Raw genomic sequence first — 20,681 nt, forward strand, 5'->3', positions numbered from 1 at the left:
ATTTTTGCTTTAAATAAATAATCCTCAGAAAATTTCTGAGGATTTCATTTTATAAAGAATTGTAATCATGTTTTTTCCTGACTTAAAAAGAAAATTTATATACATTTCCACCAATCGTTTTATCCTTTTCATCAGCAATTAATAAAGTTTTATCATCAAGAAAAACAACGGCTTCTTTTTGTGAATTGTGATTCAATGGTATCTTCTGAATTTTCGTTGTACTAAAATCATTTTGAGTAAATCCAGTCAGTACATGAATATTTTTATGGCTCAGTAGTACAATCTGATCTTGCTTACTGTTAATGGATGCAGAAGTAATTGCAGCATCGGTATATTTTCCATTCAGCTTTAACCGCCCTATCAGTTTCGCTTCAAAGTCCCCTTCCTGATTAGGAATCTGAAAAACGAGAAAAGTGCCATCAAAACCTTTACTTCTATTCTTAGTAAAGAGATAAAAGTTTCCATTCATTTCTACAAAAGCTTCACAATCATACAGCCAGTTTGATTTCTTTGGTGGAAACTCTGTCTGTCCTTCATAATGGAAACGGGTAGTCTGGATTACTTTCGTTGTTTTTTGAGAAGCATCTTTTAAATCAATTTTCAGAATACCAAGATTTTGTCTACTATTATCATTGTTCCCAAAATCACCAATATAGATATTTCCTTTGTTGTCCTTAGTAATTTCTTCCCAGTCATTATTTTCAGCATTTTCAACAAGAACATCAGTAACCATTTTTCCCTGTCTGTCTAAACCATAAACGACATTCTTATTTCCCTGGTCTTCTATTGCCCAAATGGTCTTTTGATCCTGAGATAAGGTAATTCCTGAAACCTCCTTTAGCTTTTTAGGTAATGAAAACTCTACCTTTAAAGTATCTTCTTTAGCCAGTTCAGTTGGAGTTTTAGGATTACATCCCACTAATAATAGGGCTGTTACTGCACAAAAAATATACATTCTCATCAATTTTTATTTAACATTTTAACTTCGTCCCACAAAAGATCCATTTCTTCAAGGGACATATCTTGTAACTTCAAATTTCTTTCCAAAGCGATATTTTCCATTTTTTGAAATCTGGAAATAAACTTTAAATTGGTTCTTTCTAAAGCAGAATCAGGATTGATTCCGGAAATCCTGGCATAATTGATCAGTGAAAAAAATACATCTCCCAACTCCTGTTCTTTTTTAAGCAAATCAGTCTCAGCATGAAATTCCGCCAATTCTTCATCTACCTTCTTCCAGGCATCTTCAGCATTATGAAATTCAAAGCCAATTCCTTTCACTTTATCCTGAACCCTGTAAGCTTTTACCATACTTGGTAAACTTTTCGGAACACCGCCCAAAATGGATTTATTCCCCTCTTTTAATTTTAGTTTTTCCCAATTCTGTTTTACCTCTTCTTCATCTTTTACTTCAACATCTCCATAGATATGTGGATGGCGGAAAATAAGCTTTTCGTTTAGAGAATTAATAACATCTGCCATATCAAAGCTTTCTTTTTCAGAACCTATTTTAGCATAAAAAACCAGATGAAGCAATACATCACCCAATTCTTTTTTTATTTCCTGTAAATCTTCCTGCAAAATTGCATCCGAAAGTTCATAAGTTTCTTCAAGAGTAAGATGGCGAAGAGATTGTAAAGTCTGTTTCTGATCCCATGGGCACTTTTCACGTAGATCATCCATTATATCTAATAATCTTCCGAAGGCTTCCAGTTTTTCTTGTTTAGTATTCATAGGTAGTTGAGAATTCGAACTTATACAAATGTAAGGGTTATTTGATTCTAGTACAAAAGTTAGAAGTTAGAAGTTAGAAGTTAGAAGTTAGAAGTTAGAAGTTAGAAGTTAGAAGCAAAATTACAGATTACTGAGTATGCAGAGTCTTTTCTCTTTATTCTTTATCCTCTCTTCCCTTCTAATCATCAATAATTGTGCAAAAAAAAGCCTTGTCAGGAAAACTCTCAACAAGGCTTGATTTTATATTCGAATAAATGAATTATCCCATTTTTCTGTGTGTGCTTTTTGGAGCTGCTTTTGCTCCCGTTGAAGCTTTTACTTTAGGAGCAACTGGTTTATCAGCCTTTGGAGCTGCTTTTTTAGGAGCCTCCTTATCTGTTAAACTTACTTCTTCGTTTGGATTTGCAGGATCTAAAGTTTCAGCTTCAGCTTTCACAAAACTTTCAGGAGTAATATATCCTGCCTTGTGTAAAATGTTATACCATTGAGCTAATTTCTTGATATCAGAAGCATATACTCTCTCCGTATCATAATTAGGAAGAGATGTTCCCATAAAGTCTTTCAACTCATCATCAGTAGATTTGTGAGAAATAGTTTCCTTATAGTCATGGTTTTTAGCAATATTTTCAAAAACTTCGAACAAAGGAACCTCTTTATCAAAAGTAAACATAGCAATATTATCCAGCAAACTTACCTGACTAGAGTTTCCGATACTTACTTTTTTCTTTGTAGTTACATCTTCAATAATAAATCCGTTTCTTAACTGAGAAACTAATTTGAAAAGACCTGGTTTTCCAGAAATTGAAATTATTTTTTCTAACAACATAATTTTATTTTTTTTAATTTTAGTAATTGATGCAAGATCTATTACTGCCTATTATTTTTCTTATTTAATTATTTACACTACTATTTCGGAAATCTCATTTTGTAATTAATGCTTACATCACCCTGAGATATCTTTGTTAATTTACCTTTCACCAATTTCTTTTTTAAAGCACTTAAGTGATCCGTAAACAGCGTCCCTTCAATGTGATCATATTCATGTTGAATTACGCGGGCTCTAATATCGGAAAAAGTTTCTGTATGCTTCAAAAAATTTTCATCATAATACTCGATAAGAATCGTACTCTTTCTCTTAACATCCTCTCTTACATCAGGAATAGAAAGACATCCTTCATTAAATTTCCATTCTTCTCCGGATTCTTCAAGAATTTTAGCATTGATGAAAACCTTTTTGAAATCCCTTAATTCATCCTGAATATCTTCATAATCTTCATCTTCTGCCAAAGGAGTTACATCTATTACAAACAAGCGAATATCAAGACCAATCTGCGGAGCAGCAAGGCCAATTCCGTTTGCACTATTCATAGTATCGAACATATTATCTATAAGTTCTTGTAAATCGGGATAATTTTTGTCTATATCTTTGCCTATTTTTCTTAAAATAGGATCCCCAAAGGCTCTTATTGGTAGAATCATCTTGTTCTTTGTTCTAAAAAATTTTGCAATATAATAGTTGCACTTATCTTATCTATCAAACCTTTTTCCTGTTTCTTTTTTTTACTTTTCCCACTTTGAGAAATAAAAAATGATGCCATTTTGGAAGTAAACCTCTCATCAAAACGGAAAACGGAAATGGTTGGAAATTCTTTTTTAAATTCTTCTATGAATTTTAAAATATCAGTCTCCACTTCGGAAATATTTCCTTTTAAATCTACAGGAAGTCCGATTACTACGTCATCTACTCTATTTTCACTGAAATATTTTTTCAGAAAAACCAGTAAAAGTTTTGTTTCAACGGTCTCAAGGCCGCTTGCTATAATCTGCATATCATCCGTCGCAGCAAGGCCACAACGAGCCTTTCCATAGTCTATTGCAAGGATTTGTCCCATAGGTTTGCAAATTTAGTAAATTTTAATGATTTTATTCATAACGTAGTTTTTTTTATAAATGATGTTTCATTCCACATTTTTTTTTATAATTTTAATCTTCCAAAAAACAAAATTATGAAGAAACTCATTCTTGTGAGACATGCGAAGAGCGACTGGCCAGAAGAGACAGAAGACTTTGACAGACCTTTAGCCGACAAAGGTTTAGAAGATGCTATGAACATGTCCAGATTCTTAAAAACCAATAGTATTGCGATTGACTATTTAGTATCAAGCCCGGCAGTGCGTGCATTGAATACGTGTAAAATTTTCAATCAAACCTATCAGTTGAATTTCATGACGGATGAAAAGCTTTATAATCCTTCAGAAAAAAATTTTGAATCTGTTATTTATGACTTGGATGATAACCATAGCTCTGTAGCTTTTTTTTCCCATAATAATGGAATTTCCAATTTTGCCAATTCAATATCTGAAAATATTTTTCATTTCCCGACCTGTGGTGTTGCCGGTTTTGAGATAGACTGCGATTCGTGGTCTGAATTTGATGGAGCTAATAAAAAGCTTTTATTCTTTTACGAACCTGGTAAAATTAAAATTTAAAATTTCTACTACTCCCTTCATATCAAAAGAAGCAAAAGGTTAAGAGATAAACAAGTAAAACATGATTTACATTTAATCCAGAATAACTTCATTAAAATTCTCATTTATTTTAATGGGGAAAATATCATGTAATCTCTTTTGTCATTTCATTTAGAATAAAATATTTTTGCATTATATATAATTATTCTAAATAAAAACAACAATGAAGAAACAGTTTTACTTTCTATTCTTTTTCCTTGTATTATCAGGAAACAAAGCTTATTCGCAAATTACCGCCTCACAATTGATCGGAAATTTAGAAACTCCAAATCCAATGGTGATAGATGGTAGTGAAATGTATATAGGAGTTTACTATCAGGATAAAGTTATTAAGGTTAATATTGATGATCCTAGTATTCCACCGGTTGATGTTGTTACAGGAGTAAACAGACCTTATGGTTTAGCTTTAAAAGACAATATTTTATATATTTCAGAATTTGGAGGAAACAGAATTTCCAAAGTCAATCTTAATAACGTCAATCCTGCTCCTGAAGTTGTTCTAACCAACATAAACAGTCCATTAGGACTTGAATTTGTTGGAAATGACTTATATATGGCTCTTGAAGGTGACAATAAGATCGCTAAAATAGATATTACCCAATCCAGTCCGCAATTAATAGATATTACTTCAGCATCGTCACCATTCGATATCGAAATTATTGACAGCGAAATTTTCTTTACAGAGAGGTTTGCGGGAACTGTATCCAAATTCAAACTTAACAATTCTACTTTTCCAACTGTAATAGCACAAGGATTAAGCTACCCATCGGGATTAATATCTTATGGAAACGAACTGTTTATTTCTGAAGCTGGAGCTTCAAAAATTTCAAAATTGAATTTCACTATGGCTAACCCGGTAATTTCCGATGGCATTATTTCCACCGAATTCAATTATCCATCCGGATTAGCTGTAAAAAATAATACAATATACATTACTGATTTTTTTGCCGGATCATTATTAAAAGCAAATTTAGGTGCTTTGTCAGTCTCAGAACAGCAGCTCAAAAGCAAAGCGCTTATTTATCCTAATCCTGCAAAAGATATTCTAAGTGTTCTAAATACATCCTCAAAAGAATATAAAATCTTTGATATGGTAGGGAAACTTATTCTTTCAGGAAAAATTGAAAGAGGCTCTATTAATGTTGGCCACCTTACAAAAGGTGCATACATCATTCAGATCGGAGATCTCATCAAGAAATTTATTAAAGAATAATTGAGGTCATATTAAAAGAAAAAAGCTCTGACGTTTGTTAGAGCTTTTATTTTATTGACTTTATAGGGTATCGTAAGATATTATATTACTTTCTTCTCAAATCCAGGTCATCAAAATCAAAACTAAAGTCTGTAACATCAGAAATAGGTTTGAGTTTTGCAGACTCAGCTTTTCCATTTTCATTATAATCAAATATAATATATGCATCTGCATCATAACTTCTGTCATCCCATTTGATAATAAAACTGTTGTTTGAATAAGGTAATAATTCCCCTTTCAACCTCGGTGAGTTTTTACATGAAATCCTGTAGGTGCTTCCTTGTTGAACAATTTCCACATCACCAAACCAAATATCACTATACTTTCCTACAAATTGTTCTGCTTTAGGTTGTAGATTTTTATCTTTTTTAAAAGCATCGGATTTTGCAAAAGCTTCTTTCTTTTGTTTTTCATATTCAGCATTTACCTTTGCCATCCTGTCTCCATATGTTTTCAGCCAGTTTCTATCCGCTACTCCAAGATAAGAATCCTTCAGAGTATTTGTAATCGTATTAAATGCAGCTCCCGACTGTTGGTTTGTTAAAACTACAATTCCCAATTTCAGATCAGGAATTAAAGTAAACTGAGTTACTGTCCCTATTAATCCTCCAGTATGCTGAATTTGTTTATGTCCTTTTACATCACTTAAAAACCAACCCATTCCATATCCGTAGAAACTTGTATCATATGGATTTTTCATTGCTACACCGCTAGGAATCTGTAAGCTCCATAACTGCTGAATCTGTTTATCTGTAACCAATTTCTTTCCGTCTTTTGTGGTAAAGTTGTTTAAAAGAAATTCTGCCCAAGTGGTCATATCTTTGATATTACTTAAAATTCCTCCAGCTGCATTTCCGGTTTCATTCCAGTCATGAGGAACAGCAATTACTTTTCCATCTGCAGGAGCATGGGCATCAATCTTATTTGCAACAGCTTTAGCTCTGCTGTAACTTCCAAAACTTGAAGTCATCCCAACAGGTTTCATAATCCTTTGCTCAATAAATTCCGCCCAGCTTAATCCTGAAACTCTATGAATAATCTCTCCGGCAACAATAAACATGATATTATTATAATCTAAAGTTGTTCTGAAAGGATTTTCAGGCTTCAGATATCTGACATTATGTACAATATCATTTACAGTAAGGCTTCCTCCTTCGGGAAAGAACATTAAATCCCCCTGCCCTAATCCTAATCCTGCCCTGTGAGTTACAAGATCTTTTATCGTAACATTTTGTGAAACATAAGGATCATACATCTGAAATTCCGGAAGATATTTTGAAACTTTATCATCCCAGTTCAGTTTTCCTTCATCTGCTAAAATAGCAAGAGCAGTACAGGTAAAACCTTTTGAATTAGAAGCAATCCCCACCAGAGTATTGTCATCCATCGGTTCTTTTGAAGTTAGAGAACGTACCCCAAAACCTTTTGAGTAAATAAGTTTACCATCTTTAATAACACCAACAGACATTCCCGGAACATCAAAAGTTTTTAAGGTATTTTGAACTAGTTCATCCAGTTTTTTTTTTTCAACCTGAGCATTGAATAAGCCAACCGCTAAAAGAAAAATGAAAAAAGAAATTTTCTGTTTCATTATTTTTAAATTTTCTCAAAGTTAATCAATTCGAGTTTTATTAAGTAAATTTGAACTTTATTTTAAGTGTGAAAAAATGATTTCAGAAAAAATACTGTCCTTCTTTTTATTATTAAGTCTTAATTTATATTTCTCGCAACAGGTCACCATCAAAGATGACAAGGTTCTGGTGGATGGAAAGCAGATTTTAAAAGCAGAAAAAATTGATATTACTCAATACTCATTTTTTACAATGAAAGATGATGAAGAAATTCTCCTTTACCGATATATGGATAATGAGACTCCAAAATATGTAAGTGATGATTATTTTATATTAAACTTTCTGACCGAAAAAGTAAAAGTAGAAACAACTGATATTGCAAAAATTGCCAACTTTATGAATTCCAAAAAAGGAATGGAAAAGCTTATCAAATGGCTATTGAAAGAAAGAGTAATCAATCATGAAGGAGAATTAAATCCTGAACGTATTGCTATATTTAAAGAAAAGTACGACGAAAATATTACTGAAAGAACACTAAGATAATGACTAAAGTCCTTCTCCTTTCCGATTCCCATTCCTATATTGACGATCGAATCTTAGAATATGCCAGTCAGGCTGACGAAATTTGGCACTGTGGTGATTTTGGAAGCTTTGAAATTATAGAACAGCTCGAAAAAATCAAACCTTTAAAAGGTGTTTACGGAAATATTGACAACGCCAAAATCCGTTCTGAATTTCCAGAAGTGAATCGTTTTTTCTGTGAGAATCTGGAAGTTTTGATGATTCATATTGGAGGTTATCCGGGAAGATACACACCATTAGCTAAGAAGGAAATTAGTGAAAAGGCTCCCAAACTATTTATTTCAGGCCATTCACATATTTTAAAAGCAATGTTCGACGCGAAGAATAATTTACTTCATCTTAATCCCGGCGCATGTGGAAAACAAGGCTGGCATAAAGTAAGAACAATGATGCGCTTTGTAGTGGAAGGTGAGGAAGTAAAAGACTTAGAGGTAATTGAATTAGGTCCAAAATAGATTGAATATGAACATTGGTGATCAGGTTTCTGTAGTAGATGAAAATTTAAGCGGCGTAATAACTTCCGTGAAAGGTAATATTGTTGTTTTGAAAGATGAATATGGATTTACCCATCAATATCCTAAAGAAAAGCTGGTTCCGAAAAATCCTTCTTTATATGAAAACATTAAGGTCGAAAAAAAAGCAGAACCCAAAAAGATAATCTCAAAAAAACACCAAAAAGAAGCTCTAATTTTAGACTTACATTTTCACAATCTGGTTAAAAACCCAAATGATTATGATAGTTTCGAAAGGCTTTTTATTCAAAAGGAAAAGCTATTAAGTGTTTTAGCATTCTGTAGAAAGAATCATCTTAAAAGGTTGGAAATTGTTCATGGAATTGGTGATGGAGTCCTCCAGAGAATGGTTTTAGACGTTTTAGAAAGTCAGACTCACCTGGATTTTTACAATAAGGAAATACTTCACCATCAATCAGGTGCCGTAATGGTAGAATTTCACTAAATTTGCATCAATTGAACTATGAACGTACTTAATTTACTTTTCACAAAAGACGGATTAATCTACCAAATTGCCAAAAACAAGAGCATTTTGGAGGAAAAATCCTATTTCGTTACTGAAGAATCTCCTAAGGATTTTATCGCTGAAAAACTGGATGAAGTTTTAATTAAACAAAGATTCGATGAAATTTCTGTTATTTCAGCTTTTAATCATTTTACATTAATGCCTGAAGGTTTTTCAGAGCATGAGGCGGGATATGACCTGATCTCTTTTAACGCTCCCGTTGATAAGGAGAATGAAGAGCTTATGCTTTCTTTAAATAAAAAGTTCAGGATCCAGTTCTATTATACTTTTCCAAAAGCTTTTTACAAGAAAATAAAAGAGTTGGCAATTCCTGTTCACTTTAATTTTTCGGGAGAAAAGTTTTTAAACTCGATCAATAATAAAAATAATAAAGAAATTCACATTAATCTTTATCATAATCAATGTGAGTTTTTTGCAATCGACAATAAAAAACTCATCTTATACAATAACCTGGATGTAAATTCAGAGGTTGACTTTCTTTACTTCGTTATGTTTACTTTAAGTAAAATAGGCTTTGGAATAAATGAAACTAATTTCTATGCATACGGAGAAACTACGGAAAACGAAACCTTCATTTCTGAACTGCAAAAGTTCGTAAAGAATTTGAAAATTGTATTTGATAATGTTCCTAATAAGAATTTCATACTTAACTAGGTTATAGGCAGCAAATAATACCTGCTACCCATTACCTACAATCTAACTACTAAACAACATGTACAGAATAATCTCAGGCCGTTGGAAAGCCAAAAAAATAGCCGCTCCTAAAAATTTCGATGTAAGGCCAACTACAGACTTTGCAAAGGAAGCTCTATTCAGTATTTTGGAAAACAAATACGATATGCAGTCGATCTCTGTACTTGATCTCTTTGCTGGCATCGGTTCTATTTCATTAGAATTTGCCTCAAGAGGCTGCCAGGATGTAACTTCTGTAGAACTGAACCCAAAACACACAAGCTTCATTAATTCGACAGCTTCTGAGTTAGATATGTCTTCACAGATTAATGTACAGAGAGGCGATGTTACCGATTGGCTAAAGAAGTTCAGGAATAAAAAATCATTTGAGATCGCTTTTGCTGATGCTCCTTTTGAAACTGAAGAAAAGAAATACCATGAAATTATTTCTCTGGTATTACACAATAAGTACCTGAAAGAAAACGGAGTTTTAATTATAGAACACCAAAGCCGTTTTAAATTCGATCATCCCAACCTGATAGACACACGAAAGTATGGAAATGTAAGTTTCAGCTTTTTTGAACCAAATAAAATAGATGCTAGTAGCCAGGAAATTTAATTTCTGGCTATTTTTTTTGATATTGATATTGCATCTTCACCCCATTTTGTAATTTCATTTAAAACAGGTAATAAGGTTTTTCCAAAATCTGTTAGGGAATATTCTACGACCAACGGTGGTTTAGCAGTAAAAACCTTCCTACTGATAATTCCATCTTCTTCTAATTGCTTTAACTGAAGACTCAACGTTCGCTCTGTAATCGTTGGAATATCTTTTCTGATCTCATTATATCTTTTTGTTCCCTCAATGAGGTGATATAAAATTACAGCTTTCCATTTGCCACCTATAAATTTCATCGTTACGCTTGTACAGCATGGGTATGTTTTATTATCTATTGTATACATTTTAATACTATCATTTTTGACCGTTATTGCAAAGATAGTAAACTTACATTAGTTTTGCAACTATAAAAAATATAGTATAAAAATTATGAACTTTTTAAACAAAATGAAAACAAGATATACTGTAAAAAAGTATAATCCACAAGGTAAAGTAAGTAGTGAACAAATACTTCAGTTGAAAGAAATTCTTAACCTGAGTCCATCGTCTATTAATAGCCAACCATGGAATTTTGTCTTTATAAATGACAATCAGGTCAAAAAAGAATTAGCAGAAGTATCTTACTTTAACAAAGAAAAGATATTGGATAGCAGTCATCTAATTGCTTTTCAGGTTTTGAAAAATGTTGAAGATTTTGAAAAACAGATAGAAGAAAATCTACCAGAGGGCTCTATAAATTATTACAGAACTATGGTAAAACCTAAAGGCGAAATAGAAATAAAATCATGGCTGGCACATCAGGTATATCTTTCTTTAGGAATTTTGCTTTCCGCTTGCGCAGACATGGGAATAGATTCAACGCCAATGGAAGGAATTGAAACGGATAAATATGATGATATTCTAAAAAATGATTCTTACGAAACCCTCTTTGCTGTTGCAATTGGTGAAAGATCAGAAGACGATACCAATCATCCAATGGTAACCACAAAGAAAAGATTGAAATCCGAAACGGTAATTTTCGAGGTATAAAGAAAAAATTTGTTTCGCAACTAATGATATGGGTTGAGAATCTTCAATTTGAAAATCCCTTCAATAGAAGGTCGATCAAAAAAATAAAAAGACCGTTTTCAAGAGTTTTGATGCGGTCTCTTTTTATAACAGACATGAATCAATCAATGTAATATTCTAAGTTTTCTTTAGCCAGAATCTGTATCGGTGAATGGTAAACTCTGTTAAGTTTCTTTCCATATATTAAATGTTCAAACATTAATTTAATGCTTTTATATCCTTGTTGAAAAGGTTCCTGACAGATTAAAAAGGTAAAAATACCCTTATTCATATATTCTTTATTTTCTTCTGTCATATCATATCCTACAACCATATCCAGCTTTATCTGGTGCATATCAAAATACTTCCCGGCCTTTGTAAGTGCATTAGATGGAAAAAACATCCCACCAATATCATCATACATTTTAAGGCTTTCTTCCAACAATTGATAAAAAACCTGGCTATTTTTATTGGGAACCCTCAGCTTATCGATCTTAAAATAGGAAGGATGGTCTGCGAAAAAACTTATAAAACCTTTTACACGCTGATCTAAACCATAATAATTTTCAAAATCTTCCAATACTTCTACTACTATAATCCTTGGTTTTCTGGTATTTTGAGAAATATGGAAAAGCTTCGCTGCAAGACGGCCGCTTCCAAAAGAGTCTTGCCCTACAAAAGATATATTATTAAGTCCAGTAAGTGGCACATTCATAAAAACGTATGGTATATTCAGCGCTTCCAACTGTGATTTTCTGTCGAGAGTCTCTCTTGTAAAATGAGGAGCAATGATAATTCCATCCAGGTTTTTATCTTTTAAAATTTCATCCAGTGCTTTCTTGTATGTTTCGACATCAAATTCGTCAAAATACGAAATATTAACCTTCATCCCATAACTGGAAACTTCTTCTATAGCTTTCAGTACACCCTCTTTAGGATATTGCCAAAAGGGGCTTTCCGCATTAAAAAGCGGCATTAAAACGGCAATCTGATATACTTTATTAAGTACCAGATTCCGGGCAATAACATTGGGGGTAAATCCGCCAACCTGTTCGATGATCTCAAGAACTTTTTTTTCCGCATCTTTTGAGACTCCGCCTCTTTTATGCAGTATTCTGTCAACCGTTCCAGGAGAAACGCCAGCCAGCCGGGCTATATCTTTAATTGTCAAATTACCTGTTTTTTAGATGAATATAAGGATAACAAATATAAAAAAATACCTCCATTTTTTATTACACCAAAAAACGTTGGATAATCCACCTTAAACACATAAAAATAAAATTAAAAAAATAAATTATCACTAAAAATTTTGCGTATTATAAATAAATATATAAATTCGTGTTCGAACACAATCGATATTTTATCAAAAACAAAACGTATTTATTGATAAAACAATAATAAAAATATTTATTAGCACAGATGAAAATTAATCCCGTTATCCTTTTTAAAAAAGCCTATGGAAAGTTTTGTATTCCGGCGATCAATATATCCAGTCCCGAACAGATTCATGGGCTGTTCAGCACAGCTCAAAAATTGAATGCCCCCTTTATTATACAAACCACACCCGCTGCAAGAGAATACATGAATCCCATAATGCTGGTCAACTGTATCAAGTCTGCAACAAAAATATATCCGAATGTTGTTTTTGCCATGCATCTTGATCATGGCAATGAGCCTCATATCAATAATGCCATTGATTCCGGTGAGTATACTTCTGTAATGATTGATGCATCCCATGATCCTTTGGAAAAGAATATTGAAAGAACGAAATTAGTGGTAGACCAGGCTCATCAAAAAAACATTGCAGTAGAAGCGGAACTTGGTGTACTAAGCGGTATTGAAGATCATCTCAATATAGAGGAAGAAAATGCATTGTACACTAATCCTGCCGATGTAGAGTATTTTGTAAAGAAAACCCATTGCGACAGTCTTGCCGTAGCCATTGGCACAAGTCATGGTGCTTATAAATTTTCAGGAGGAAAAGGCCTGCGTCTCGATTTACTGGAAGACATCCAAAAAAGGGTCCCTAATTTCCCGATTGTTTTACATGGGGCTTCCTCTATAGATATTGAAGAGATAAAACGGATTAATATCGCTGGAGGAAACATCAAAGAAGACGCAAAAGGTATTACCGAGGACGAAATAAGAAAAGCCATCAGCTATGGAGTCTGTAAACTGAATATTGCTACAGATCTGAGGATTCTCTGGATAAGGATCTTCAGAGAATATTTTCAAGATTCTCCCGAACATCTTGATCCTCTTAAGGCCGGTCGACAGTATATGGAAGAACTGGAGGTTCTTTTGACTAAAAAATTTGAGATTTTAGGTAACATCAATAAATCAGCATTATATAAATAACACTATGATACAATTAGGAATAGCCCCTATTGGCTGGACCAATGATGATATGCCCGAATTAGGAGGGAATATCACTTTTGAACAATGCATTAGCGAAATGGCATTGGCCGGATATCAAGGTTGTGAAATCGGAAACAAATATCCGAAAGATCCCAATGTTTTAAAAAAATATCTGGATATAAGAGGTCTTACAATCTGTAATAAGTGGTTCAGCTATGAGCTTACTACAAAACCTTATGAACAGGTAAAACAGGATTTTATTAAACAGCTCAATTTTCTTAAGCATTTTAATACAAAAGTAGTGGGTGGTGCAGAGTGTGGAAACACAATTCATGGAGAATTTAATACCCCTATTACACAGCGTAAAAAAGTGTCCAATGAAGATTGGAAAAAACTGACTGAAGGATTAACTGAGCTTGGAAAAATTGCGCTGAATGATTTTGGAATTCAGCTTTCTTACCATCATCATATGGGCACCATGGTGCAAACCCAAGAGGAGGTAGAACGTTTGTTCAATGAGACTGATGAAAAATATGTAAAACTTAATTATGACTGTGGACATTTTGATTTTGCCAACGAAAATCCTGCAGAAGCATTAACAAAATTCATAGGACGTACAGCGCATATTCACTTTAAGGATGTAAGAAAAGATGTAAAGGACAACATGTATAAAGACAATAATAGTTTTTTAAAATCTGTAAAGCTAGGGATATATACAGTACCAGGAGATGGTGATCTTGATATGCAGGCTCTATCAAAAATTATCCACAGTAGTGACTACAAAGGGTGGATTGTTGTGGAAGCAGAACAAGATCCAGGCAAAGCAAATCCGTTTGAATATGCAAAAAAAGGATATCAATTTATAACGGAAACCTTAAAGTTTTAAAGTAAAAAAAGTAGAAGATAGAAGATGAAAAAACTGAATATCGGAATTGTAGGATTGGGAAGACTAGGTAAAGAATATGCTAAAAACATCACTTACCTTGTGCCCAATGCCAATCTTGTAGCGGCATGCAGTATCAGAAAGGAGGAATTAGATTATGTAAAAGACAGATACAATGTCCCGAATTTATATGCTTCTTATGAGCAAATGCTTGAACAACAAGAGGAAATGGATGCTGTAGTTATTGTTACATCTACAGATCAGCATGCCGATGCCATTATTAAAGCAGTACAAGCCGGTTATCATGTTTTTTGTGAAAAACCTCTCGCTCTTAACATCGAAGACTGCATTCGTGTGGAAAAAGCAGTTGCCAAACACCCGGACAGAATTACCATGTTAGGATTTGTCCGAAGATTCGATGTAAGCTATGCAGACGCTAAGGCTAAAATCAATGAAGGATTGGTAGGCACACCCTACCTTATACATTCTCAAACAATAGATAAAGACACTTTTGCTCCATTTCAAATTAAATTCTGTACAACTGGAGGTGGCATTTTTCATGATTATAATGTTCATGATATTGATCTTGCCCATTGGTTCTTAGGCTCCAGAATCCAAAAAGTATGGGCATTAGGTGGTGCCTACAGATTCCCTGAATTCGCACTAGCAGGAGATGCTGATAATACCAGTTCTATGTGCGAATTAGAAAATGGAACAATGGCAGTATTAACAGCTTCCAGAACATCTTCCTTCGGTCATAATACCTGTACAGAGATCTTCGCCACAGAAGGAAACCTAAAAATAGGTGATCCACCAGCAAAAAACATGCTTCAGATATCCGATAAACACGGTATCAGAAGAGAAGGAATGGAAACTTTTTTCGACAGGTTTCAAACTGCTTTTCTAATACAGATCCAAGCTTTTGTAAACCATGTACTGGAAAACAAACAACCTGAACTTACTATGAATAATGCAACCAATGCCACTTTGGTAGCTACAGCATTAACCAAATCATTCAAAGAAAAAAAGCCGGTAATCATATCCGACCTACTTTCTTAAGATTCTTAATTATCAAAAAAACATGCAAATGAACCTTATCAGAAAACCTACAGATCAGAAAATTTATCAAAACATATCTGCTAAAAATGCAGACTGGAATTGGTTAAATTTTGGAGCTCGCCTCATGGAGCTGAACGAAACATGGACTTATGATACCGGTGAAAATGAAATGGTCATTGTATTATTATCCGGTAATTATATCGTAGAAAGCAACAGAGGAAGCTGGGAAATAAAAAACGGGCGTAAAGATGTGTTCAGAGGTGTTGCACATACGCTGTATCTTCCCCGCAAAACAACATTCATTCTTATATCAACTTCCGATAAGTTGGATATTGCCTACAGTTGGTGCAGAGCCGATGATGATTTTGAACCCCAACTGGTAACCCCGGAAGAAACACCTACTGTGATTTTTGGTGGAGACAATGCTACCCGTCAGTTTAACGATTTAATTCCTCCGGGATTCAAATGTTCGCGACTGGTATGCAGAGAGGTTTACACTCCTTCAGGAAATTGGAGCTCTTTTCCGGCTCACAAGCACGATGAAAGAATTCTAGATGATAGCGGACAGTTACGGGAGGCACAACTGGAAGAGATCTACTTTTACAAATTCCAAAAGCCAGAAGCGTATGCTATCCAGCAGGTTTATACAAAAAATGACGCAGATCCTATAGATGAAATCCTACGGACAAGAAATAATGATGCCGTATTGATTCCTAAAGGCTACCATCCTGTTGCAGCAGAACACGGCTACCACTGTTATTATTTAAACTTCTTGGCAGGAACCGATCAATCTCTGGCCAACACTACAGATAGTGACCTCGAATGGATTTTCGATTCATGGAAGGGAAAAGATTCCCGCCTTCCATTAGTAACCTCAGCAATGAACAATCAACAGAACGATTAATACAAAGTTAAAATGAAATTTGATTTACTAACATTCGGAAGAGCAAGTATAGATTTATATTCCAAAAATATCGGTGCTGAATTTAATGATATCAAAGAATTGACCACTGCCATTGGCGGATCACCCGTCAATATTTCTATAGGAGCACAAAGACTTGGTCTTAAAACAAGTATAGTAACAGGTGTAGGAAATGATCCTATAGGCGGTTTTATCATTAATACATTGAAATTGGAAAATGTAGATACCTCTTATATAAATACTATCGAAGGGACAACGAGTACGGCTGTAGTATGCGGTATTGTACCTCCTGATAAATTCCCGCTTGTATTTTACCGGGATAAAGCCCCTGACAATTATATGACCATCGACATGGTAAATACCATAGACTTTGATCAATATAAATCATTTTTAATGACTGGTACAGCACTTTCCATAGAACCTACCCGAAGCGCTGCGATCTATGCAACAGAAAAAGCAAAAGCAAAAGGTATCACTATTTTTCTGGATATCGATTTCAGGGCCAGTTTATGGCATGATGTACGTGCATTTGGAGTCACTTTACGTCAGTATTTACCCTTATGTGATATTGTAATGGGAACAGAAGAAGAGCTTTTAGCAATGGGACTTACGGATTCTAACCAAGTGAAAATAACCGACAGTGCCATCTCCTCTCCTACTATCGAAGGCGATATCAACACTGTGATCAGACAGGTATTACATTCTGGAATCAAACTTCTTTTAGTAAAAACAGGCCCCAAAGGCGTTACAGCATATTATCCAGATGGAAGGATAGAAACTATTCCTGGCTTTCCTGTAGAAGTTGTTAATGTACTGGGTGCAGGAGATGCATTTGCCTCCGGATTTGTATACGGATATCTTCAAGGTTGGGATACCTACCAATCTGCCCGTCTGGCAAATGCCTGTGGGGCCTGGATGGTCACCAAGCAGGGATGCAGCAACTTTGCTCCTACTTATCCGGAGATTATTCAGTTTATTGAAGATAATGGAAATTTTTAAATCGATCAAGCACCGAAATCATGGATACAAAAAGATTAACCGTGGCACAGGCCACCATAGAATTTTTAAAAAATCAATACACAAAAAGAGACGATAAAGAATTACAGTTTTTTGCAGGATGTTTTGGAATTTTTGGACATGGAAATGTAGCTGGATTAGGTGAAGCACTGAAACAGAATCATGATTTTAAATATTATCAGAGCCGCCATGAACAGGCAATGGTGCATACTGCCGCTGCCTATGCAAAAATGAAAAATAGAATGCAGACATTTGTCTGTACTACTTCTATAGGTCCGGGAGCACTTAACATGGTCACTGCAGCAGCAGGTGCCACGATCAATAGATTACCTGTACTACTGCTACCGGGAGATTTTTTTGCCACCCGCTCTGCTTCTCCTCTATTGCAGCAATTAGAAGTTAGCCAAACGCAGGATATTTCTGTCAACGATTGTTTTAAACCTATCTCAAAATACTGGGATCGTATTCAGCGTCCCGAACAACTTACTTCCTCATTACTGGAAGCGATGCGTGTCCTTACTTCTCCGGCTGAAACTGGTGCTGTTACCCTCGCTCTTCCGCATGATGTACAGACGGAAGCTTATGATTTCCCGACTCAGCTTTTTGAAAAAAGAATATGGTACATTCCCAGACCTATTCCAGATCAGCAATTATTAAAAAAAGCAGTACACCTTATAAAAAAAGCGAAAAAACCGATGTTGATCGCGGGTGGAGGAGTCATTTACTCCGAAGCAGAAGAAGAGCTGAAATCTTTTGTCGAGCAACATGGAATTCCTGTTGCAGAAACCTATGGCGGAAAGGGTTCTTTACATTACCAACATCCGCTTAATTTAGGAGCAATGGGAGGAACAGGTACTAAAGGAGCCAATGAAATCGCCAGAGAAACAGACCTAGTCATCGGTATAGGTACCCGTTATGGAGATTTTATGTCGGCCTCAAAGTCGGCTTGGCAAAACCCCGACGTTACCTTTATTAATATCAATATTGCAGAAATTGATGCCTTTAAACATAGTGCAGTTCCTTTACAGGGAGATGCCAGAGAGATCCTGAAAATACTGAAAGAAATGTTAGGGGATTATTATACTGGAAGTGATTATGTGGAAAGAATCCGAGCTTATCATTATGAGTGGGATGGGATAGTAACGAAAGCTTATTTATGTGAAAATCCTGACTATCCCGTACAGGCAGAATATATTGGTGCATTAAATGATTTTATAGACGATCAAGATGTAGTGTTATGTGCTGCAGGTTCTTTGCCAGGAGATTTACATAAATTATGGCGGACCAAGAGCTCAAAGGGATTCCATCTGGAATATGGCAACTCATGCATGGGATATGAAATTCCCGGTGGACTTGGTGCTAAAATGGCTGCTCCAGACCGGGAAATATATGTAATGTGCGGTGATGCTACCTACCTTATGATGCCATCGGATCTAGTAACAAGTCTACAGGAAGGATATAAAATCACCGTGATATTAATCAATAACAGCGGTTATGCTTCTATTGGAGGGCTTTCAAATTCTGTTGGAGGTGAAGGTTTCGGAACCTATTTCAATTATAGAAATGAAATAACAGGTCAGCTTGACGGAGATCCCCTTATGACAGATTTAGCAACAAATGCTGAAAGTCTTGGAGCAATAGTTTACCGTCCTCAAAATATGGATGAATTTAAAGAAAGTCTGGTCAACGCAAAAAGCAATAATCAAACAACTGTTATCTATGCAGAAACTATTCGGGACAGAAAAATGCAGGGCTATGAATATTCATGGTGGGAAGTGCCTATACCCGAAATATCTGTCTTTCCTGAAGTGAATGAAGCCCGAAAACAATATGAGCTTAATAAACAAAAGCAAAGACAATATATAAAACCTAATCAATATTAATTAATAATAAAACCCATATGGATCAATTAAAAAATTATATCAACGGAGAATGGAAAAGCAGTAGCAGCACCCAAAACCTTTCGGTACATAATCCGGCTACTCAGGAACTCATCGCAAAGGTACCCTATGGACCGGACACTGCAAAAGATGTCAATAAAGTAATAGAATATGCCCATCAGGCCTATTTGGAATGGAAAGATATTCCCGCTATGAAAAGAGTACAGCCGCTTTTCAAAATGAAGACCCTTTTGGAAAATCATAAAGAAGAGATTGCTAAATTGATCACCTCCGAATGTGGAAAAACCTATACCGAATCTTTAGGAGAAATCCAGCGCGCCATTGAAAATATTGAGGTAGCATGCGGTACTTATGTCATGAATCAATCTGAATTTTCAGAAAATATAGCTTCTGGTATTGATGAATTTATGATCAGACAGCCTTTAGGTGTATGCGTCTGTATTACACCATTTAATTTTCCCGGAATGATTCCCTTTTGGTTCCTTCCGTATGCTATTGCAACAGGTAATTCATTCATTTTAAAATCTTCAGAAAAGGTACCTACTACCATGCAGTATGTATTCGATCTTATTCATAACAATATTGATCTTCCAAAAGGAATTTTAAATCTGGTACATGGCGGAAAAGAATCTGTGGATGCTATGCTTCAACATCCTGATGTAAAAGCCGTCAGCTTTGTTGGTTCTACAAATGTAGCCAAATACATCTACTCCGAAGGTGCCAAATACGGGAAACGTGTTCAGGCGCAAGGGGGTGCTAAAAATCCTATTGTCATTATGCCTGATGCAGACATCGAGATGACAACAAAAATCATTACCGATTCGGTATATGGCTGCGCCGGTCAACGTTGTCTTGCTGCCTCCCTTGTAATCACAATTGGAGACGATAAAAATTACAAAGAAGCATTGGTAGAAGCTGCCAAATCCAGAAAAGTAGGATATGGGATGGAAGCGGGAATCGAAATGGGCCCTGTGATCTCCAAAGAAAGTAAAACCAGAATAGAAGAACTTATCCAGAAGGGACTCAGTGAAGGAGCTAATTTTCTGGTAGATGGAACTCAAAAAAAAGTCTCAGGTTATGAAAACGGCCACTTCCTTTATCCTTCTATTCTTGAAAATATTCCATTAGGAAAAGAATTTATCTCCACGGAAATTTTTGGACCTGTCATGAGTCTGCTAAATTTTAAATCCCTGGAGGATTCTATCCAATTTATCAATAGTGGACGTTATGGCAACATGGCGTGTATATTTACACAGGATGGTCTTTCAGCCCGTAAATTCCGTAATGAAGCTATGGCCGGGAATATTGGAATCAACGTTGGGGTTGCTGCTCCTGTTGCTCAATTCCCATTCTCAGGATGGAAAGATTCTTTCTTCGGAGATCTTCATGCACAGGGTCGTCATGGAATAGAATTTTACACTCAGACAAAAGTTGTTATCGAACGTTGGCCAAAAAACTGGTCTAGGACTTTTTAAAATTCTTATCAATATCCTTTATG

At 35.0% G+C, this 20,681-nt stretch carries 23 protein-coding genes; 15 read left to right on the plus strand and 8 right to left on the minus strand.

Annotated features, from left to right (window positions below; genetic code table 11):
* Positions 1–82 precede the first annotated feature (82 nt).
* The 5 genes from NG806_RS11915 to ruvX all read right to left on the minus strand — a co-directional run bounded on the left by NG806_RS11915 (position 83) and on the right by ruvX (position 3,626).
* Positions 83–955, minus strand: a complete 873-nt coding sequence (locus tag NG806_RS11915) for a hypothetical protein (protein WP_261509814.1) — start codon at positions 953–955, stop codon at positions 83–85.
* 5 nt (positions 956–960) lie between these two features.
* The gene (gene mazG / locus NG806_RS11920) at positions 961–1,734 is read right to left on the minus strand and encodes a nucleoside triphosphate pyrophosphohydrolase (protein WP_261509815.1); all 774 of its coding nucleotides are present in this window, start codon (positions 1,732–1,734) and stop codon (positions 961–963) included.
* Between the two features lie 259 nt (positions 1,735–1,993).
* Positions 1,994–2,560 (minus strand): DUF5606 family protein, encoded by a 567-nt coding sequence (locus tag NG806_RS11925; protein ID WP_214828360.1) that lies wholly within the window; start codon positions 2,558–2,560, stop codon positions 1,994–1,996.
* An 80-nt stretch (positions 2,561–2,640) separates the two neighbouring features.
* The gene (def, locus tag NG806_RS11930) at positions 2,641–3,213 is read right to left on the minus strand and encodes a peptide deformylase (RefSeq protein WP_214828357.1); all 573 of its coding nucleotides are present in this window, start codon (positions 3,211–3,213) and stop codon (positions 2,641–2,643) included.
* Positions 3,210–3,626 (minus strand): Holliday junction resolvase RuvX, encoded by a 417-nt coding sequence (gene ruvX, locus NG806_RS11935; protein ID WP_214828354.1) that lies wholly within the window; start codon positions 3,624–3,626, stop codon positions 3,210–3,212. Before ruvX ends, def begins: the two co-directional genes overlap by 4 nt.
* A gap of 114 nt (positions 3,627–3,740) precedes the next feature.
* Between ruvX and NG806_RS11940 the strand changes: the two genes are divergently transcribed.
* Entirely contained in the window at positions 3,741–4,223 is a 483-nt protein-coding gene (locus tag NG806_RS11940) for a SixA phosphatase family protein (RefSeq protein ID WP_261509819.1), read from the plus strand.
* A 202-nt stretch (positions 4,224–4,425) separates the two neighbouring features.
* Entirely contained in the window at positions 4,426–5,475 is a 1,050-nt protein-coding gene (locus NG806_RS11945) for a T9SS type A sorting domain-containing protein (RefSeq protein WP_261509821.1), read from the plus strand.
* 85 nt (positions 5,476–5,560) lie between these two features.
* Here the strand turns inward: NG806_RS11945 and NG806_RS11950 are convergent, their stop codons facing one another.
* Positions 5,561–7,105, minus strand: a complete 1,545-nt coding sequence (locus tag NG806_RS11950) for a serine hydrolase (protein WP_261509822.1) — start codon at positions 7,103–7,105, stop codon at positions 5,561–5,563.
* Positions 7,106–7,181: 76 nt separating this feature from the next.
* On the opposite strand from NG806_RS11950, the gene NG806_RS11955 reads away from it, so the two are divergent.
* Genes NG806_RS11955 through NG806_RS11975 form a run of 5 tightly spaced genes read left to right on the plus strand, consistent with a single transcriptional unit; the run spans position 7,182 to position 9,996 of the window.
* Positions 7,182–7,628: a hypothetical protein gene (locus tag NG806_RS11955; RefSeq protein ID WP_214828347.1), complete on the plus strand. Its 447-nt coding sequence runs from the start codon at positions 7,182–7,184 to the stop codon at positions 7,626–7,628.
* Positions 7,628–8,122: a metallophosphoesterase family protein gene (locus tag NG806_RS11960; protein WP_214828345.1), complete on the plus strand. Its 495-nt coding sequence runs from the start codon at positions 7,628–7,630 to the stop codon at positions 8,120–8,122. Before NG806_RS11955 ends, NG806_RS11960 begins: the two co-directional genes overlap by 1 nt.
* A gap of 7 nt (positions 8,123–8,129) precedes the next feature.
* Positions 8,130–8,624, plus strand: coding sequence for a Smr/MutS family protein (locus NG806_RS11965; protein ID WP_214828342.1), 495 nt, complete (start codon positions 8,130–8,132; stop codon positions 8,622–8,624).
* Between the two features lie 18 nt (positions 8,625–8,642).
* On the plus strand, positions 8,643–9,359 hold the full coding sequence (locus tag NG806_RS11970; RefSeq protein ID WP_214828339.1) for a DUF3822 family protein: 717 nt from the start codon (positions 8,643–8,645) through the stop codon (positions 9,357–9,359).
* A gap of 58 nt (positions 9,360–9,417) precedes the next feature.
* Complete coding sequence (locus NG806_RS11975) at positions 9,418–9,996, plus strand: RsmD family RNA methyltransferase (protein ID WP_214828336.1); 579 nt, start codon at positions 9,418–9,420, stop codon at positions 9,994–9,996.
* On the opposite strand, the gene NG806_RS11980 is transcribed toward NG806_RS11975, so the two are convergent.
* Positions 9,993–10,340 (minus strand): winged helix-turn-helix transcriptional regulator, encoded by a 348-nt coding sequence (locus NG806_RS11980; protein WP_214828321.1) that lies wholly within the window; start codon positions 10,338–10,340, stop codon positions 9,993–9,995. The two genes, NG806_RS11975 and NG806_RS11980, sit on opposite strands and share 4 nt — an antisense overlap.
* Positions 10,341–10,425: 85 nt before the next feature.
* Here NG806_RS11980 and NG806_RS11985 point away from each other — a divergent pair, with 85 nt between their 5' ends.
* Positions 10,426–11,025 (plus strand): nitroreductase family protein, encoded by a 600-nt coding sequence (locus tag NG806_RS11985; protein ID WP_261509823.1) that lies wholly within the window; start codon positions 10,426–10,428, stop codon positions 11,023–11,025.
* Positions 11,026–11,164: 139 nt separating this feature from the next.
* On the opposite strand, the gene NG806_RS11990 is transcribed toward NG806_RS11985, so the two are convergent.
* On the minus strand, positions 11,165–12,214 hold the full coding sequence (locus tag NG806_RS11990) for a LacI family DNA-binding transcriptional regulator (protein ID WP_261509824.1): 1,050 nt from the start codon (positions 12,212–12,214) through the stop codon (positions 11,165–11,167).
* 248 nt (positions 12,215–12,462) lie between these two features.
* Here NG806_RS11990 and NG806_RS11995 point away from each other — a divergent pair, with 248 nt between their 5' ends.
* From NG806_RS11995 to NG806_RS12025, 7 genes are read left to right on the plus strand one after another with little or no spacing between them, the layout of a single operon-like run.
* Entirely contained in the window at positions 12,463–13,401 is a 939-nt protein-coding gene (locus NG806_RS11995) for a class II fructose-bisphosphate aldolase (RefSeq protein WP_214828313.1), read from the plus strand.
* Positions 13,402–13,405: 4 nt separating this feature from the next.
* On the plus strand, positions 13,406–14,287 hold the full coding sequence (gene iolE, locus NG806_RS12000; RefSeq protein WP_261509826.1) for a myo-inosose-2 dehydratase: 882 nt from the start codon (positions 13,406–13,408) through the stop codon (positions 14,285–14,287).
* 24 nt (positions 14,288–14,311) lie between these two features.
* The gene (locus NG806_RS12005; protein WP_261509827.1) at positions 14,312–15,343 is read left to right on the plus strand and encodes a Gfo/Idh/MocA family oxidoreductase; all 1,032 of its coding nucleotides are present in this window, start codon (positions 14,312–14,314) and stop codon (positions 15,341–15,343) included.
* 28 nt (positions 15,344–15,371) lie between these two features.
* On the plus strand, positions 15,372–16,247 hold the full coding sequence (gene iolB / locus NG806_RS12010; RefSeq protein WP_214828305.1) for a 5-deoxy-glucuronate isomerase: 876 nt from the start codon (positions 15,372–15,374) through the stop codon (positions 16,245–16,247).
* 12 nt (positions 16,248–16,259) lie between these two features.
* Positions 16,260–17,264, plus strand: a complete 1,005-nt coding sequence (gene iolC, locus NG806_RS12015; protein ID WP_214828289.1) for a 5-dehydro-2-deoxygluconokinase — start codon at positions 16,260–16,262, stop codon at positions 17,262–17,264.
* Between the two features lie 20 nt (positions 17,265–17,284).
* Positions 17,285–19,165, plus strand: coding sequence for a 3D-(3,5/4)-trihydroxycyclohexane-1,2-dione acylhydrolase (decyclizing) (iolD, locus tag NG806_RS12020; RefSeq protein ID WP_261509828.1), 1,881 nt, complete (start codon positions 17,285–17,287; stop codon positions 19,163–19,165).
* A gap of 17 nt (positions 19,166–19,182) precedes the next feature.
* On the plus strand, positions 19,183–20,658 hold the full coding sequence (locus tag NG806_RS12025; protein ID WP_261509829.1) for a CoA-acylating methylmalonate-semialdehyde dehydrogenase: 1,476 nt from the start codon (positions 19,183–19,185) through the stop codon (positions 20,656–20,658).
* Positions 20,659–20,681: the final 23 nt, after the last annotated feature.

This window comes from Chryseobacterium paludis, assembly GCF_025403485.1.
Lineage (GTDB): Bacteria > Bacteroidota > Bacteroidia > Flavobacteriales > Weeksellaceae > Chryseobacterium > Chryseobacterium paludis.

Coding starts and splice junctions, on each gene's coding strand:
- NG806_RS11915 (WP_261509814.1), bottom strand. CDS start 955: ATGTATATTTTTTGTGCAGTAACAGCCCTATTATTAGTGGGATGTAAT.
- mazG (WP_261509815.1), bottom strand. CDS start 1,734: ATGAATACTAAACAAGAAAAACTGGAAGCCTTCGGAAGATTATTAGAT.
- NG806_RS11925 (WP_214828360.1), bottom strand. CDS start 2,560: ATGTTGTTAGAAAAAATAATTTCAATTTCTGGAAAACCAGGTCTTTTC.
- def (WP_214828357.1), bottom strand. CDS start 3,213: ATGATTCTACCAATAAGAGCCTTTGGGGATCCTATTTTAAGAAAAATA.
- ruvX (WP_214828354.1), bottom strand. CDS start 3,626: ATGGGACAAATCCTTGCAATAGACTATGGAAAGGCTCGTTGTGGCCTT.
- NG806_RS11940 (WP_261509819.1), top strand. CDS start 3,741: ATGAAGAAACTCATTCTTGTGAGACATGCGAAGAGCGACTGGCCAGAA.
- NG806_RS11945 (WP_261509821.1), top strand. CDS start 4,426: ATGAAGAAACAGTTTTACTTTCTATTCTTTTTCCTTGTATTATCAGGA.
- NG806_RS11950 (WP_261509822.1), bottom strand. CDS start 7,105: ATGAAACAGAAAATTTCTTTTTTCATTTTTCTTTTAGCGGTTGGCTTA.
- NG806_RS11955 (WP_214828347.1), top strand. CDS start 7,182: ATGATTTCAGAAAAAATACTGTCCTTCTTTTTATTATTAAGTCTTAAT.
- NG806_RS11960 (WP_214828345.1), top strand. CDS start 7,628: ATGACTAAAGTCCTTCTCCTTTCCGATTCCCATTCCTATATTGACGAT.
- NG806_RS11965 (WP_214828342.1), top strand. CDS start 8,130: ATGAACATTGGTGATCAGGTTTCTGTAGTAGATGAAAATTTAAGCGGC.
- NG806_RS11970 (WP_214828339.1), top strand. CDS start 8,643: ATGAACGTACTTAATTTACTTTTCACAAAAGACGGATTAATCTACCAA.
- NG806_RS11975 (WP_214828336.1), top strand. CDS start 9,418: ATGTACAGAATAATCTCAGGCCGTTGGAAAGCCAAAAAAATAGCCGCT.
- NG806_RS11980 (WP_214828321.1), bottom strand. CDS start 10,340: ATGTATACAATAGATAATAAAACATACCCATGCTGTACAAGCGTAACG.
- NG806_RS11985 (WP_261509823.1), top strand. CDS start 10,426: ATGAACTTTTTAAACAAAATGAAAACAAGATATACTGTAAAAAAGTAT.
- NG806_RS11995 (WP_214828313.1), top strand. CDS start 12,463: ATGAAAATTAATCCCGTTATCCTTTTTAAAAAAGCCTATGGAAAGTTT.
- iolE (WP_261509826.1), top strand. CDS start 13,406: ATGATACAATTAGGAATAGCCCCTATTGGCTGGACCAATGATGATATG.
- NG806_RS12005 (WP_261509827.1), top strand. CDS start 14,312: ATGAAAAAACTGAATATCGGAATTGTAGGATTGGGAAGACTAGGTAAA.
- iolB (WP_214828305.1), top strand. CDS start 15,372: ATGAACCTTATCAGAAAACCTACAGATCAGAAAATTTATCAAAACATA.
- iolC (WP_214828289.1), top strand. CDS start 16,260: ATGAAATTTGATTTACTAACATTCGGAAGAGCAAGTATAGATTTATAT.
- iolD (WP_261509828.1), top strand. CDS start 17,285: ATGGATACAAAAAGATTAACCGTGGCACAGGCCACCATAGAATTTTTA.
- NG806_RS12025 (WP_261509829.1), top strand. CDS start 19,183: ATGGATCAATTAAAAAATTATATCAACGGAGAATGGAAAAGCAGTAGC.